This window comes from Paenibacillus macerans (assembly GCF_050565405.1).
In the GTDB taxonomy this organism is placed as follows: domain Bacteria; phylum Bacillota; class Bacilli; order Paenibacillales; family Paenibacillaceae; genus Fontibacillus; species Fontibacillus macerans_B.
The window spans coordinates 240,722-256,962 of the sequence record NZ_JBNYYG010000003.1; the positions used below are offsets into that span (position 1 = coordinate 240,722).

Here is a 16,241-nt window from a genome sequence, read left to right on the forward strand (position 1 = left end):
GCGGGCGGCCTTTCATTTTTTCGGCACTATGGACAGCCTTTCCGTCATATATTAGGGTTGAAGTCCGGAAATGACGGGACAGGAGGTGCTAGTCACGGTGCCCAGTTATCATCAATATGGAATCAGTCCGCAACTGGTGGAGCGGGTCAAGCTGAAAATGAAGAATCCGGCGGTCAAGGAACGGATCAAGCAAGTGGTCGACGGCCTTACTCGGGCGGATTTGCAGGATCGCGTCAAGGTGCGCAGACTCGTCAGAACGGCCTCCTCGGTGCTTGGCGAACGGCTGAGCGGCACGCAGGAAGAGCAGATCGTCCAGTTTGTCATCGACCAAAGAATCGACCCACGCAACACGCTTCACCTGCTTCGGCTATGGGGGATGTTCCGGTAGAGTGGAAATGAGTTCATTTTGGCAGGGCCCTGGGGGTGGTTATACCAGTGGTCCTTTTTTTCGGTTCAAAGCTTGTGGATAGGGAAGGCCGGGGGTCGGCAGATCAATACTCGCTATCCGGACGCGCTTTGCATGATTATCCCGTTTGATCAGATAGCGGAGAAACGGACAAGCTCGGGGAGAAGAGGGCATTCGAGAGAAGAATATATGGCCCCCCCAACTTCTGCTCCCTTAACGAAAGGGATAATCGTTCAAAGGGAGCATTTGAAGGGACACCAAGACACGAACCCAAGCCCCGATTTTGGCTTTGAGCCTTTCTTTCAGCTTTTAAAAAAAAGGACCTGCCGATGCTCTCGGCAAGTCAGCGGTAAACGTCCACGCTATTTCAGGGCATTTGCTTTCTTCAAAATTTCATCCGCCTCGGCTTGTGTCATCTTGCCGTCCTTCACCTGCTGCTCGCAGTATGGTTTTAATTCGGCAAGCAGTTGTTCTTCTGTATCGTAGGGGCCGAAGTTAACGGTATTTCCATTACCGTCGTCAATCACCATGCTATAGCTGGTCGTCGGCTCGATTTCGCCCAATCCAGAAGATATCACCAGGTCATCTTTTCCATCCACCGTTTTTGACACCATTACGCCATTTTTGATATCCTCCAGTGTCCGTTCATACATGGCGATGGTTTCATCCACCTTCTCCTGCGTCCAGACATACCAGCCGTCGCTCGGATTCCAGCCCTTTGAGCCGATGATCGACGGCAGTGACTTTTTTTCTTCCTCCAGCCAGGCCTTGTATTCGTCATAGGTCCACCAAACCACTTCATGTTTCGGATAAGCTTTGTCGTATTCTTGTTGGCTCGTCCAGGTTTTCCCGCCATCGGCGCTTATCCGGGTCTCACCGGTTTCATCGGTATAAGAGTAAACTACGGCGGACCCTGTTTCGACGGTGCTTTGCGTACCGCCTTTCGATTCATTCGCATAGGAAAATTCAGCTCCGTCCTGAACGCCTAACTCCTTTCTTTCCGCGGCGATTTCTTGCTGCAGTTGTTCTTTTTCGGCCGTGTTCCGATCGAATTCTGCCTGGCTTCGTTTTTGAATCCCGATCAGCTGTCCATGCTCATAAACCGCGTACAGGTCAACGGAACCCTCCGTCATGGACTGGCCGACCCCGGCTTGTTCATCATAGAAGTCGCGCACCTTTTCTCCCTGATAAAACAGCTCGCCGGTTTTCTCGTCATAGGTAAGGCCAAAAGGTTCATAGATCTTCATAACTTTGGCCATCGCTTTCCGGTCCTGAGCTTCCCGTTCCTTATCCGTCAGGCCGCCGGACCAGCTGCCGTTTTCCGTTGCCGCCGCCGAAGCCGTGTCGGAGTCGGCCTTGACGGCGCTGGTTGCGAAAGCGGTCAAAGTGCCTCCAACCAGGAGCAGCGCCGCAGTTACTCCCACCGCCGTAATTTTTTTTGTTTTCATAATCGCCATGATCCTTTCTTCAATCGGATTTTTGCTAAAGCCGTTAAACAAAGGGGTTATCTTGCTTTTCTTCTCCTCCATATCGATCAGCGTCATCGCATAGGAGGATTTGGTTGTTTCGCCGAAGGTCCGTACTACTGTTTCATCGCAAGCAAGTTCAATATCGCGGTTTGCGAGCACATACATTACCCATACCAAGGGATTAAACCAATGTACGCACAAAGCGCACGCCAGCACTAATTTCGTCAGGGCGTCAAACCGTTTGATATGCACAAGTTCATGGGCAAGGATATACCGCAGCCTTGTCTCGTCCGTCCAGTCGGTTGTTTTGGGCAAGAGCACCACCGGCCGGAATATGCCGTAAGTCAGCGGCGCCGCGATTTTATCGCATTGTCTTATTTGTACATGCCGCCGTATGGAGTGCTCCCTAAGCCAGGCGGCAATCACATCGTTCTCGACGGGCAAGGAAGCTTGAAATTCCTTGAGACACTTGACATAGGCCACGATAAAAAACAATGCGGCCGCACTCATGCCTGGCAACCAAATGATCAACATGGGCGAGAAGGAGGACGCCGACGAAACAGGTACGCTTGCCGCGCCGATGGGATGCCGGGTTCCGGAAAAATAAATATTCCCCATGTCATATGCAACTGCCGTTTCTGCCAACGCGGGGAAAGCCGCCGGGTCCGAAAACATCCGTTTCAAACCGTCTATGCCGGAAAAAAAGCTGAAACGCGACGGAACGGAAAAGGGGATAAGCAGGCGGCAAACGACCGCTCCCCAAAGGATGAGAAACGTCTTTTTGGGCAGCTTGTGCAGAGCGAGCCGGCGGATGATGACGACGGCGATAATGAGGACCACCCCCGCCAGACTCATTTGAACAACATCCATGCGGGTCACCTCATTTCAACTTATCGACAAGTTGCTTCAGTTTTTCGATTTCTTCCTTGGACAGTTTTTTGCTGTTGATGAGGGAAGCGAACAGCAAATCGGCCGAGCCGTCGAACACTTTATTGATCAGTTCCGCCGTTTCCTGCGCCTGAACCTGTTCCTTCGCAATGGCGGCACGGCATAGGAAGTTGGGTTCGAGCCGTTCTATCGCCCCTTTGGCGATACATTTTTTGATTACGGTGTAGGTGGTGTTCTTATTCCAGCCAACCTGCTCGGCCAGAATTTCGCTGAGTCGTTTCGCGGTTAAATCGCCCTCCTTCCATAAAACATCCATCACCTTAAGTTCGGAATCAAACAGTTTTATTTCCATGACGTACTCTTTCCTTTCAGACTATTGCAATAGTTTATAAATTCATACTACTTCGATAGTCTGGTTATGTCAAGACTATTGCAGTAGTTTGTGGGATGATACGTTCTTATATGCTGCAGCTCAGATTCGTTAAAATTCCCTCCGCTCCATGAACGATCAACAGTGAATCGACAGCCCTTGGCAACTTGAGTTTGCGTATATTAAACAAGGCTGGGCTTGCTATTTGCATGCCGTTATTTTATATTGACATGAGAGTAGGTCAAAACAAAAGGGGGCAATTGAGCTGGATGACTCCGCGAACGAAGGAACAAAATGATGAGATCCGGCTGCGGCGTCTCGCCCAAATCCGCAAAGCGGCGGCCGATGTGTTTCTCGACAAAGGGCTTGCGCTGGAAATTCGGGATGTGGCGGCTGCTGCCGGACTTGGCTACGGAACGGTCTACCACTATTACAGCAACAAGGGGGATTTGCTGAACGACTTGTTGTGGGTGGCGATGGACCGGGCCGGTGATTGGCTAAGCGTATTGTACGGAGGGAGCGGCGCGCCGGGTTGGATCCCGGGGGAAGAAAGCGACGGCCCCGGCAGCAGGCTCAGGCAAATGAGCGAACGTAACGGGCTTAGCCTGATGAGCGGCTTAAATGAACCTAACGGTCGCGGCTTACCCGGCGATCCGTTCGTCGCCGCCGGAATCCGGCTGCTGGAGCAGTGGGCGGAAGATCATGGCTTGTACCTGTTGCACAAGCTGGCCGCGGAGGATTTCCGACTGTTGCCGGAAGCGCGGGCGCTGCCGCTGTCGGAGGCGTATGGCCGGGAGGTCCTGGTGCCGTTTGCCGCTGCGCTGGATCATGTCCTTCCGCTTCCGGCGGGGAAAGCTGCCTCCGGTGCCGGGCGAGACGCCGTGCTTGGAGGCAGCTTTCCGTCCCCGGCGGCCGGGAATGCCGCCACGGCGGGAACCGTGGCCCCTGCGGCGCCGATCCAGCAGGCGGAAATGCTGCTGGCTGCCCTGGCCGGCTGCGCCTGGCTGCCGCTACGGCGCGGAACGCTGCGCGCCGAGGCCGGGGGCATCGCCCGATTTTTATTGCACCGGCTGGAAGAACGTACCTGAACAGACCAACCCAAGGAGTGAAGGGATTATGATCATATTAAAATCGCCGCGGGAGATCGAAGAAATGAAGCCGGCAAGCCAGATCGTCGCGGATTGCCACCGGGAAGTGGCCAAACGCATCGAGCCCGGCATGACGACGCAGGAGCTCAACGATTTCGTCGCCAAACATATCACCAAGCTGGGCGGTAAACAGTTTACGAAAGGGTATAACGGGTTTCCCGCCGAAACCTGCGCGTCGGTCAACGACGTGGTGGCTCACGGTTTTCCCTCGAACCGTCCCCTGCAGGACGGCGATCTGCTCAAGCTGGATATCGTCGTCGAATACGAAGGCTGGTTCGGGGATTCGTGCTGGTGTTATGCGGTAGGGCAGGTGCGTCCGGAAACGGAGAAGCTGATGCGGGTCACGAAGGAATGCCTGGATCTCGGGATTGCCCGGGCGCTTCCCGGGGGACGGCTGGGCGATGTGACTTCGGCCATCCAGAAGCATGCGGAGGAAAACGGCTTTTCCGTCGTGCGCGATTTGCTGGGACACGGGATCGGGCGAAGCCTGCACGAGGAGCCCAACTACGAGCATATCGGCGTGGCCGGCAAGGGGATCCGCCTGAAGGAAGGCATGGTGTTTACGGTTGAGCCGATGATCAACGAGGGGACGTTCCGCATTAGGGTCGACGACGATCAATGGACGGCGAGAACGGCCGACGGCAAATGGTCGGCGCAATACGAGCATACCATCGCGGTTACGCAGGACGGACCGCTGATTTTAACGGCCCATTAGGGGCCGGATAGGAAACGGGGCTGATTGCCAAGGTCTGAACAGGCCTGGGGATCAGCCTTTTTCGTGCCGCTCCCGCCTGCCAAATTATCCAACATAAACCTGTTGATACGGGGAATAATTGTTCGTATTATGAATACAATAGGAACAAACGTTCCGATTAGAGGGTGAGCTTATGAAAGACAGCATGACGAGGGGGGCGGAATGACCCCGGTTCCTTGGCAAACGCAGGAGGAGGCGGAGATGATCAAGCAGTACGTATTGCTTCCGCTGCTGCTTGACGTATTGGAGCGGGACCGGCGCGCCCTGGCGGCGGCTTCGTTAAAGCTGCCCCAGGTATACAAGGGACTGATCGGATTGCTGCAGGCCGCGGCAACCGCGGATTTGACCCGGGTGCGCAAAAGCATGCGCGAACATGGCATGAAGGTATTTGAGGAGCGGCGGACCGATCTCGGGATTGAAGCCCGTTATTTGTGCCGAGGGTACACGTATGAGTTTTCCATGCTGTGGGGATTGGTCAAAGCGGAGCTGATCGAGCGCCTTTGTACTTATCTTGGGATCGATGTGACGAAAGAGGGGATGTTCTCATGAAATCCGAACGAGTGGTGATGATGGCGGACTGCCAATCCTTTTATGCCAGCGTGGAGAAGGCGGATCACCCGCAGTACAAGGACCGTCCGCTGATCGTGGCCGGCGATCCGGAGCGCCGCTCCGGCATCGTGCTGGCCGCTTGTCCGCTGGCTAAACGCTACGGCGTGACGACGGCGGAGACGCTGGGGACTGCTTTGGCCAAACACCCGGGAATCGTGGTCATGCGGCCGCGCATGGCACGGTACATCGACGTCTCGATGCAGATCACGAGCATCATGAAGCAATTTACCGATCTGGTGGAGCCCTACAGCATCGACGAGCAGCATCTCGATGTGACCGGCAGCTTGTCCCTGTTCGGCGACCCCGAGACGCTGGCACGGACGATTCAACAGAAAATTCGCCGCGAGACCGGGATCTATAGCCGGTTCGGGATCAGCTATAACAAGGCGGTCAGCAAAATGGCAACCGATAATTTCGCCAAGAAAAATGTCGACGGCCTGTTTTTCCTTTCACGCGAAGACGTTCCGAAGAAGCTATGGCCGCTGCCGATCCGGCAAATGTTCATGGTCGGCTCCCGCATGGAGCGCCATTTCCTCCGAATGGGCATCCACACGATCGGGCAGCTGGCGAATACGCCGCTGGCGCGGCTGCGGCAGCGGTGGGGCGTCAACGGCGAGGTGCTTTGGCGGCTGGCCAACGGCATCGACGATTCGCCGGTGGATCCGAACAGCCACCAGGGGGAGAAGTCCATCGGCCATGAAATGACGCTGCCCCGCGACTACTATTCGCTGGAGGAAGCGGCCGTGCCGCTGCTCGAGCTGACCGAGCTGGTGTGCCGCCGGTGCCGGGAAAAAGGGTATATGGGCGGCGTGGTCAGCGTCGGCTGCCGGGGCGCGGATTTCGATCATCCGACCGGCTTTTACCGGCAGATGAAGCTGCCCGATCCGACCAACGTCACCAAGCAGGTATACGACGGGGTGATGACGCTGTTCCGCCGCCATTGGGACGGCCAGCCGATCCGCAAGGTCGGCGTGACGTTGTCCGGCCTGTCGCGCGACGACGAATACCAGCTTACGCTGTTCGACGAACGGCCCAAATATCAGGCGCTGGAGAAAGCCACCGACGAAATCAAACGCCGCTACGGGGAATCGGCGATTTTGCGCGCCGTGTCGCTGACGCCGTCCGGCCAGGCGCGCGATCGGGCCGGCAAGATTGGAGGACATTATCGATGAAAGGAAAGCTATACGGCAACGGATTATGGGAATCGTCCCGCATGATGCTCCCGGAGCATAAGGAGGCGATTCTCCGCAGTAACCGCGGCGTACAGCGGAAAGCGCGGGCGGCCTTCGACGAGCAGGAGCTTGAGCGGATCTCGCGAATTTTGGACGTTTCGCTGCAGACCGGGAAGGCGATCCGGCTGCGCCTCCACGGCGAATGGCAGGAGCGGGAAGTGAAGGGAACGGTAACCCGGGCCGACTCTGCCGGACGGCGGGCCCGCCTGCAAACCGAAGCGGGACCGGAGTGGGTCACGCTGACGGATATCGTCTGGGCCGAGGCGGATTAAACCCGATTCCGCGGCCCATTTGACCGAGGTTTAGGATGCAAGGAGTGAGCTTTCGACTCGCCGGATAGGCGATGCGGAGGCTTTTTTTGTTAACGCAGCATGAAATTTGCCGTTTTACGCGCCAAGTTCGGCGGTACGGGGAAACGTCATTTTAGGAAATAAGTCGCCACACAAGGAAGGAATGGCCTGCCGCAGATTCGTCATGGGAAACGACGGAAAATCGTCGGGCCTAGTTTAGGACCAGGGATGCTTTTTTGGCGAGAGACTGTAACCGGTCTGAAGGGCGAAAAACCGCGTCATTCCGCGATTGTTAAACATGACTTTGGTATCAATTTTGTAACCTTTATGGAAATGGGTGTAAAAAATGAGCGAAACATAGATGAATTTCATACGTCTATTTATGACGAAACGGCTGCACGGGCACCGATGCCGAAAAACCGTCTCCCCCGGAAAACAGCCCCAGGAGCAAAACACGTCCATTAGCCTAGTTACACGATATGTGCGCTTGGTTAATGATTAAAGTAATTTGAGAAGCGGAGGTGCGACAAGCCATACTGATCGATCATCACCTGCATAGAAGCGGCCGTTCAAAAGGTCATGCCCAAGGCAAGGCTAAGCGCCGAAAGGCACTTGGCCTTGCCCGGACTTTTGAACACGCAAGATAAAAACAGCGAGGTGAATAACGTAAAACCGATGACAACGTTAGCGAAAAAGAGGTTGGCGCTTTGGCTTATCGCCGGATGTATTCTAATCGCGGGCGGCATTTCCCTGGTGGCCCTGAGGTGGCCGCCGCCCCATTACAGCTATGCGTCGGCAGACGGAACGGAGCTCAAGTTCCGCACGGAGGGCGACAAATTCATGGCCTACGACGGAGAGAGCAGTTGGGAGGACATTTTCGTCAAGGGCGTGAATCTGGGCGCGACGGTGCCCGGTCATTTTCCCGGGGAATTTCCGCTTACGGAAGACGACTATTTGCGCTGGTTCCGGCAAATCGACGACATGGGAGCCAACGTAATTCGCATTTATACGGTTCATAACCCGGTATTCTATAAGTCGCTGGTCAAATACAACCGGGACAAAGGCAAAGCCCCCCTGTATTTCATTCAGGGCATTTGGTCTCCGGAGGAGCAGTTGATCGAACAGCAGGACGCCTATATTCCGGCGATCAAGCAGGCATTTCACCAAGAGATCGAAAAAGCGGTCAAAGCCGTCTACGGCGATTTGAAGGTTCCGGTGCAGCCGGGCGCTTCGGGCGGGAAATATACCGTGAATGCCGGCCCCTATCTGATGGCTTGGCATATCGGGACCGAATGGGACCCGGAAATGGTCGACAACACCAACCGCAAGCATGCCGATACCTCGCCCTATCAGGGACGGCATTTCGCCGCGAGCGACGAGGCGAGCCCTTTCGAGAGCTGGCTGGCCGAGCTCGTGGACGACACTGCCCGGCAGGAGCGAGCTTACGGCTGGGAGCATCCGATCACGTTTACGAACTGGGTGACCACCGACGTGCTGGAGCATCCCGGCGAACCGCTGTTCGAGGAGGATCTCGCCAGCGTCGATGCCACGCATATCCGGCCGGTGGATTGGGAGGCGGGTTATTTCGCGGCCTATCATGCGTACCCGTATTACCCCGACTTTTTCCATCTGGACGATACGCTGGAGACGATTCCGGACGGGAACGGGGATTTCAACACCTACAAGGCGTATTTGCAGCAATTGAAAGCTTACTATAAGGACATTCCGGTCATGATTACGGAATACGGCGTCCCCTCCTCATTGGGCGTGTCCCACCTCGGCCGCGGCGGCCGGGACCAGGGCGGTCATAACGAACGGGAGCAGGGGAAAATCAACGTTTCCTTGACGCAGGACATCTACGACTCCGGATATGCCGGCGCCATTTTGTTCATGTGGCAGGATGAATGGTTCAAGAAAACGTGGAATACGATGCGCTTCGAAATTCCCGAGGACCGGCGCGCATTCTGGCTGAACGTGCTGACGAACGAAAAGCAATTCGGACTCGTGTCCATGGGGCCCGGCAAGGAAGACGATATCATGATCGACGGGAAGCTGGACGACTGGGAGCTGCTGCCGGAGGGAGAGGTTCAGGTTTGGGACGGGCCGTCACCGGGCATCAAGCGGCTTCGCGTGACCCATGACGAAGCCTATGTGTACGTCGGGCTGACGCTCAGCGAGAACTTCGACCCGGCTGCCCGGCTCCTCCGGCTCGGCACGAGCACGATCCCCGGCGGGGACCAGCCGGTAACCGAGCTTCCCGGCCCAACGCTGAGCGATGGCCTGGAAAACCTGATTACGATCGGGCGGGATGAAGAAACCGAGGTCCTGGCTGCGCCAAGCTACGATTTCCACCGCCGGCTGTACGGAAGATACGGCTACTGGATGCTCGACGACCCTACAAAGGAGCAGCAAACCGAATTCCAGCCTTGGAAGCTTGCGGTCAGCCTGACGATGACGCCGCCGGATACCCGTTCCGCCCATCCGTTCCAGGACATGACGGTCGGCAAGCTGATCCGCGGCACGTCCGATCCGGGCAGCGCCGATTTCAACTCGCTTGCTTCTTGGCAATACAGCGGCAATGAGGTAGAGCTGCGCATTCCCTGGATGCTGCTCGGCTTTGCCGACCCCAGTTCGCTGCAGGTGATCGATTACAGTCCGCTGAAAAAAGACCGCGCCTTCACGACAACCGCCACGACCGGCATCACCCTCGTTCCATGGATCGTAGAGCGGGACGGCGGCCGGGTGCTGGGGCCCGGGCAGCAAACGGGAGGCGCAGGCGGCATGGTGCAGCTGGACGGCTTCCCGAAATATTCGTGGCAGCCCTGGGTAACGGCGGAGTACACCGAGCGATTGAAATCGGGATATTATGCGCTGCAGCAGTTTTACCAAAGCTTGCCGGACCGGAGGGGGACGGCGGAGTAAGGGCGAGGTGCCAAAGAGAAAGAAACCCCATACCTGCGGCTTCGCCGGAAAGGTTTACGCAAAAGGAGGAACACGAATTTATGGCTCAGCATCTTACCCTAGCTATCTATTTCATTTACGTATGCCTTGGGCTGATCGGCATAGGTATGATGCTCTTGTTTTATTTGAAAATCAGGTATCTGCGCATCCAGCGCAAAACGCAGCATTATATGCGGAAGCATCAGGATTATTTCACGTTCATTCAAGCCCATTTGAGCGATGCGGCAGCCCTTCCGCCGCCCCCGGGACAGCTCGGAGCCTTGGAGCGGCGGGTGATCCAGCAACGGGTGATCGAACTGATCGAACAGTTCAAAGGCGATTTGCAGGACAAGCTGGTCGCTTTATGCCATGACGCCGGATTCGTCCGGGAGGATTTGAAGCGGCTGGACAGCTTGTTCTACGGACGGCGGATCGAAGCCGTCTACCGGCTCGGCGGGATGCGGGCGGTTGAAGCGGTGCCGCGGCTGCTTGAGATGTTGAAGCGCCAGCGCTACAGCCCGCTCAGCATCGTAATCGCCCGTTCGATCGCCAAAAGCGCGATGGATATCGCGCAACTGAAGGACATGTTGCGGCATTTGATGCGCCACGGCAAACCGATCCACCATCTGGCGGCCGATATCGTGATGGAAACGCGGCTCGACGACGGCCGGCTGTTGCTGAATTTACTGGAGGACGGCCATAAGGATTTAATCAAAATCTCGTTGGTGGCGATGTGGGGACAAGCGGTTCCCGAGGTCGTTCCGGCTCTTGGCCGGCTTGTCGGAGCGGAGGAAGCGGACGTTCGGGCGGAAGCGGTCAAGCTGTATTTAAGCTCCAGCCCGGCGCTAACCGACGACACGATCCGCGAACTGATGGAGGACAAGGATGGAGAGGTGCGCGCCGCCGTCGCCAAATCGCTCGGATCGCTGCACGCGGCCGGCAGCATTTCGCTGCTGCGTCACGCCTTGCAGGATCCGCACCCGCGCGTGCGGCAGAACAGCGCCGAAAGCCTGGCGCGCTTAGGCGAAACGGGCTTCGAAGTATTATGCCAAATCGCAAGGCACGGGAGCGGCCTCGAACGCGAAACGGCCTTGCGGCAAATCGAAACGACGATGCTGCAGCAAAACGAGAACCAGAAGCTCGACCAAATGGTGGCTTACAACAAAATGAAGCTGCTGTACGACCGTTATTTCGGAGCCGCCGAAGTCAGAGCAATCCGACAAGTGGCGGCAGTAAGGGGGGATACCACTGCTTAGGGATATTTTGCTTATTTACGGCTTGTTCGCGACTTACTATGTGATGTCGGTCAATATCATCTATTTTTCGATCATGACCTTTTCGTTCCGTCAGATCATGACGATTTTTCGCCGGGCGGCCTACTCGAAGTACAATACGCTGTCCGGCTCTGAGCTGGTGCCGCCCGTGTCTTTGCTGGTACCGGCTTACAACGAGGAAATTACGGTTATCGAAAACGTCAAATGCCTGCTGACCCTGAATTATCCGACCTACGAGGTCATCGTGATCAACGACGGGTCCCAGGACAATACGCTGGGCGTGCTGCGGGACGAGTTCGGGCTGATGCCACTGCCGAATCCGGATCTTCGCCACACGATCGATTGCCAGCCGATCACGGCGGTCTATCACAATCCGCAGTACCCGCATCTTTATGTGATCGACAAGCCGAACGGAGGCAAGGCGGATTCGCTGAACGCCGGCATCAACCTGTCGCATTATCCGTTGATTTCCTCGATCGATGCGGATTCGCTGCTGGAGAAGGATGCGCTGATCCGGATGGCCCGAATGTACATGGAGAATCCCGAGGAGACCGTTGCGATCGGCGGCGACGTGCGGATCGCCAACGGCTGCGTGATCGAAAACGGGGCGGTGAAGGAAGTTTCGCTGCCACGCAAAATTTGGCCGATGTTTCAGGCGACCGAGTATTTGAAGGCGTTCCTCGGCGGCCGGATCGGCTGGAGCTCGATCAACGGGCTGATCATCGTGTCGGGGGCGTTCGGCTTGTTCCGCAAGGATTACGTCATTGCCGTCGGCGGCTACCGCGGCGGGTATCCGGGCGAAGACATGAACATCATCATCAAGCTCCACCGCTATATGCTGGAGAACAAGCTGAAATACCGCATCGCTTTTTGCCCGGAGGCGGTTTGCTGGACGCAGGCCCCGGATACGTACCGCATTTTGTCCAATCAACGCAAGCGTTGGGGCCGGGGGAATTTGAAGAACATGATCGAGAATTACGACATGGCCTTCAATCCGAAGTACAAGGTCATGGGGCTGCTGACGATGCCGTACAATATCATTTTCGAGGCGCTCAACCCTTATTTCAAAATAACGGGGCTGCTCGCCCTGATCGGGTACACGCTGCTCGATATGACGCATTGGCGGATTCTGGCGGTTTTCTGGCTGATCAACTTCCTCAGCGGTTACGTGCTTAGCATCGGAGCGCTGCTGCTTGAGGAATTGGCCTTTAAGCGTTTCAACAAGCTGTCGGATTTGTGCAAGCTGCTGTTTTTTTCGGCCTTCAAGTTTTTCGGTTACGCCCAGCTTGGGGGATTATGGCGAATTCAGGGACATATCCAGTTTCTTCGCAATAACAACTCCTGGGGCACGATGACCCGGCAGAGCTGGCAGAACCAGGGAGAGGCGGCCAAACCGGCCAAATCGGCATAACCTTTTGGTTTTCGGGTTTTTGCGGACGGCCAGCCGGAAAGGGGCTGATAACGCCAAAAGGTAAACTGTACCGTATTTGCCAGGATTACCGGTTTACCGATGATCATTGACGACACCATGGCTTAGATCCATGAAGCAACCTAACTTATTTTGAGGGAAAGGCGGGAATGAATGATGCCAAACATAGCGGCACTGCAAAGCAGTAGGGAACTAACCGGTTTATATGCCAGCATGGAGCAAAGCGTGAAGGAGAATGCCTGTGAGGAAAACGGGATTCTGTTCATTTATTCCGCAGGCGGACCATCGTATGTGGAATCGCAGGTTCGGGGAATTTTGGACTCTGAACCGGGTCTTGACTTTGAGGTATGGAGCGGAGACGAGCCGGGGAGCATTGCGGTATTGTTGCCGGGGCAAGCGCTGGATGCCGTCCATTTTCAGGCGCTGCGCTTGAAGCAGAAGCTGCAGGAACGAATTGCGGATTTCCATCCGCGCATGGCATTGGCCGGATTCTCCGCGCAAGCGGAAATCACGCCGCAGATCTTGAGCCAGGTGGAGGAAGCGGCAAGGCTGAATTACTCCGACGATATTCATATTTTTACCCGGGAAGACGCTCTGGTTACGAAAAGCCGCGTGCTGATCGTCGAAGGGGATGCCACCGTACGCGAATTCCTGCAAATCCGGCTGGGCATGCAAGGGTATGAGACGTTGACGGCGGATAACGGGATTGGCGCCCTGGAACTGATCGAAAGCTGGAAGCCGGACCTGGTGCTGACGGAGTTGAATCTTTACGGCATCGACGGACTTCCTTACATTCATCAAATTCGGCGGCTGAACGCCGACGAATCGCCGAAAATCGTCGTCCTTACCGAACAACGGGTGGAAAAAACGATCAGCCTATGCTTTCAAAGCGGCGTGGACGATTACATTACCAAACCGTTTTCCCCCGTCGAGCTGGACGCCCGGATTCGCCGCTGCATCCAGTAATCCTAACCAATACAGATAAATGGAGGTAGAAACCTGTGAACAATCATTACCATTCGCTGATGAACGCAATCGAATCGAAAAGTGCCGTGCTGGGCGTCGTCGGACTCGGATATGTCGGACTGCCGTTGGCCGTAGAAATGGTGAAGCAAGGCTTTCGTGTGGTCGGGATCGACCTGGATGCCGGGAAAATCGAGAAAATCCATCGCGGGGAATCGTATATTCACGATATTCCCTCCGCGACCTTGGCCGAAGCGATGGCCTCCGGCCGGTTCAAGCCGACCACGGATTATGCGGCGTTGGCCGACATCGACGCGGTCAGCATCTGCGTACCGACTCCGCTCAGCGAAAATCAGGATCCGGACACTTCCTATATCGTGACGGTGGTGGAGCAAATCAAGCGTTACATGAAAAAAGGCATGCTGATCACGTTGGAAAGCACGACGTATCCCGGAACCACGGAGGAACTGATCCAGCGGGAACTGGAGCAGCTCGGCCATGTCGCCGGCGAGGACTTCTTCCTATGCTTCTCGCCGGAACGGGTCGATCCGTCCAATCCGAAGTTTAACACCTTCAACACCCCGAAGGTCATCGGAGGAACGACGAAGGCTTGCCTGGAGCTTGGGACGGCCTTGTATTCCCGTTATGTCCAATCGGTCGTGCCGGTCTCTTCGCCGAAGGTGGCGGAAATGTCCAAGTTGCTGGAAAATACGTTCCGCAGCGTCAATATCGCTTTCGTCAACGAGATGGCGATGATGTGCGACCGGATGGGCATCGACATCTGGGAAGTGATCGACGCCGCAAAAACGAAGCCGTTCGGTTTCATGCCGTTTTATCCCGGGCCCGGCATCGGCGGCCACTGCATTCCGCTCGACCCGATGTACCTGTCCTGGAAAGCGAAGGGCTTCCGTTTCTACAGCCAGTTTATCGAGCTGGCCCAATCGACCAACGACAATATGCCGTATTATGTCGTGAACAAGACGTCCAAGATTTTGAACGAGTACGCCAAGTCGATCAAGAAATCGAAAATCCTGGTGCTCGGCATGGCTTACAAACCGGACATCGCCGACCTGCGCGAATCGCCGGGGCTTGAAGTGTACGAGCTTTATAAAGACAGCGGAGCCAAAGTGGACTACTACGATCCTTATGCGACCAGCTTCCGGGAAAAAACGGGCGGCGTGGTTCACAGCGTCGCCTACGAATTGGACAAGTTCAGAACCTACGATTGCATCGTGCTCGTGACCAACCACAGCAATCTGGATTATGAAGCCATTGCCCGGCTGGGCGTGCCGATCGTCGATACGCGCAACGCGTTCCGCGATTATCCGCTGCCGCATATCTACAAAATCGGCCATTCCGTGCATCAGGTCAGCGAAGAAACCGAAGCGCTGATCGTCGGGTAACGAAAGACCCGTTTCATGTTTGAAAAGCCGCGGATCATGAAGGCCTGCGAGGTTCTTCTTCAGCACAAGCGGCTGATCTTGTTCTGCCTCGGAGGGACGCTGCTGATGGCTGTGCTTGTTTTATTGGCCTTGATTCGGCCAACGGGTTCGCAAGCAAAAGCCACGTGGATATGGGATACGAAGGCGATAGAGGAGCGTCAAGACGAGATCTTGGCGTTCGCCGGCAAGCAGGGCGTCAAAGTAATATTCCTGCAAATCGGCGGCGGCGTGGGACGGGAGAGCTATCGCGGCTTCGTCCGCGCGGCCGCCGAAGCCGGCATTGAGGTGCACGCCTTGAACGGTCAACCGGACTGGGCGCTGCGGGAACGCCGGGCCGAAGCGGAGAAATTCCTCGACTGGGTGATCGCCTATAACCGGGAGGCGCAGCCCGAAGAACGGTTTGCGGGCGTGCAGTTCGACGTCGAGCCCTATTTGCTGAACGAGTGGCGGCAGGACCGGGAGTCCGTGGTGCGGGAGTGGATGGAAGGAATACGCGCCTGGACGGAGGAAGCCGGGTATAACGGCCTGGAAATCGGCGCTGCCGTTCCTTTCTGGCTGGACGAAATCGACCACCCGGGCCGCAGCACGAAGCTGCCGCTGGGAGACTGGATGGTCGACCGATTCGATTACCTGGCGATCATGGCTTACCGGGACGGTGCCGGCCATATCTATGAAATCTCGCAGACGACCTTGTCCGAAGCGGACCGGATGAAGAAAAAGGTATGGGTCGGGGTAGAACTGGGCGAAAGCCGGGAGGGACCGGGAGTCTCCTTCTACAAACAGCCGCTGGCTTCGCTGACCCGGGAAATAACAAGGCTGGAGGAGCTGGGGAGAAAGCACGCCTCGTTTGCCGGCGTAGCCGTCCACAGCTATGAGAGCTGGCGCAACAAGCTGAATGGCACGGAAAAATAAAGAGTGCCTTATTTATGTAAAGGTGAACTACACCCCGTCAAGTAGACAGTACAAAAAATGAAAAACCAATTAGGCGGCCTTTGTCCTGAATTCCATGGGACTGAGGCCGTTTAGC

General features: G+C 56.1%; 14 protein-coding genes. 12 read left to right on the forward strand and 2 right to left on the reverse strand.

What is annotated here, in order from left to right; translation table 11 throughout:
- The first annotated feature begins 70 nt into the window (after window positions 1–70).
- Entirely contained in the window at window positions 71–388 is a 318-nt protein-coding gene (locus ACQ4N8_RS04595) for a stage VI sporulation protein F (protein WP_430703162.1), read from the forward strand.
- A 380-nt stretch (window positions 389–768) separates the two neighbouring features.
- Here ACQ4N8_RS04595 and ACQ4N8_RS04600 read toward each other — a convergent pair whose 3' ends face one another.
- Together ACQ4N8_RS04600 and ACQ4N8_RS04605 are read right to left on the reverse strand one after the other, a co-directional pair.
- Window positions 769–2,745, reverse strand: coding sequence for a M56 family metallopeptidase (locus ACQ4N8_RS04600; protein WP_430703163.1), 1,977 nt, complete (start codon window positions 2,743–2,745; stop codon window positions 769–771).
- A 10-nt stretch (window positions 2,746–2,755) separates the two neighbouring features.
- Window positions 2,756–3,115: a BlaI/MecI/CopY family transcriptional regulator gene (locus ACQ4N8_RS04605; protein ID WP_430703164.1), complete on the reverse strand. Its 360-nt coding sequence runs from the start codon at window positions 3,113–3,115 to the stop codon at window positions 2,756–2,758.
- Between the two features lie 287 nt (window positions 3,116–3,402).
- Between ACQ4N8_RS04605 and ACQ4N8_RS04610 the strand changes: the two genes are divergently transcribed.
- From ACQ4N8_RS04610 to ACQ4N8_RS04660, 11 genes are all read left to right on the forward strand, one after another.
- Window positions 3,403–4,221, forward strand: coding sequence for a TetR/AcrR family transcriptional regulator (locus ACQ4N8_RS04610; RefSeq protein ID WP_430703165.1), 819 nt, complete (start codon window positions 3,403–3,405; stop codon window positions 4,219–4,221).
- A gap of 28 nt (window positions 4,222–4,249) precedes the next feature.
- On the forward strand, window positions 4,250–4,996 hold the full coding sequence (gene map / locus ACQ4N8_RS04615) for a type I methionyl aminopeptidase (protein WP_430703166.1): 747 nt from the start codon (window positions 4,250–4,252) through the stop codon (window positions 4,994–4,996).
- Between the two features lie 201 nt (window positions 4,997–5,197).
- Window positions 5,198–5,584: a hypothetical protein gene (locus ACQ4N8_RS04620; RefSeq protein WP_430703167.1), complete on the forward strand. Its 387-nt coding sequence runs from the start codon at window positions 5,198–5,200 to the stop codon at window positions 5,582–5,584.
- Entirely contained in the window at window positions 5,581–6,816 is a 1,236-nt protein-coding gene (locus ACQ4N8_RS04625) for a DNA polymerase IV (RefSeq protein WP_430703168.1), read from the forward strand. Before ACQ4N8_RS04620 ends, ACQ4N8_RS04625 begins: the two co-directional genes overlap by 4 nt.
- The gene (locus tag ACQ4N8_RS04630; RefSeq protein WP_430703169.1) at window positions 6,813–7,148 is read left to right on the forward strand and encodes a YolD-like family protein; all 336 of its coding nucleotides are present in this window, start codon (window positions 6,813–6,815) and stop codon (window positions 7,146–7,148) included. Before ACQ4N8_RS04625 ends, ACQ4N8_RS04630 begins: the two co-directional genes overlap by 4 nt.
- 693 nt (window positions 7,149–7,841) lie before the next feature.
- Window positions 7,842–10,088, forward strand: coding sequence for a hypothetical protein (locus ACQ4N8_RS04635; protein ID WP_430703170.1), 2,247 nt, complete (start codon window positions 7,842–7,844; stop codon window positions 10,086–10,088).
- An 80-nt stretch (window positions 10,089–10,168) separates the two neighbouring features.
- On the forward strand, window positions 10,169–11,362 hold the full coding sequence (locus tag ACQ4N8_RS04640; RefSeq protein WP_430703171.1) for a HEAT repeat domain-containing protein: 1,194 nt from the start codon (window positions 10,169–10,171) through the stop codon (window positions 11,360–11,362).
- 43 nt (window positions 11,363–11,405) lie between these two features.
- Window positions 11,406–12,791 (forward strand): glycosyltransferase family 2 protein, encoded by a 1,386-nt coding sequence (locus ACQ4N8_RS04645; RefSeq protein WP_430703182.1) that lies wholly within the window; start codon window positions 11,406–11,408, stop codon window positions 12,789–12,791.
- Window positions 12,792–12,962: 171 nt separating this feature from the next.
- Window positions 12,963–13,775, forward strand: a complete 813-nt coding sequence (locus ACQ4N8_RS04650) for a response regulator transcription factor (protein WP_430703172.1) — start codon at window positions 12,963–12,965, stop codon at window positions 13,773–13,775.
- A 59-nt stretch (window positions 13,776–13,834) separates the two neighbouring features.
- Window positions 13,835–15,175, forward strand: a complete 1,341-nt coding sequence (locus ACQ4N8_RS04655) for a nucleotide sugar dehydrogenase (RefSeq protein ID WP_430703183.1) — start codon at window positions 13,835–13,837, stop codon at window positions 15,173–15,175.
- Window positions 15,176–15,190: 15 nt separating this feature from the next.
- Window positions 15,191–16,126: a hypothetical protein gene (locus tag ACQ4N8_RS04660; protein ID WP_430703173.1), complete on the forward strand. Its 936-nt coding sequence runs from the start codon at window positions 15,191–15,193 to the stop codon at window positions 16,124–16,126.
- Window positions 16,127–16,241: the final 115 nt, after the last annotated feature.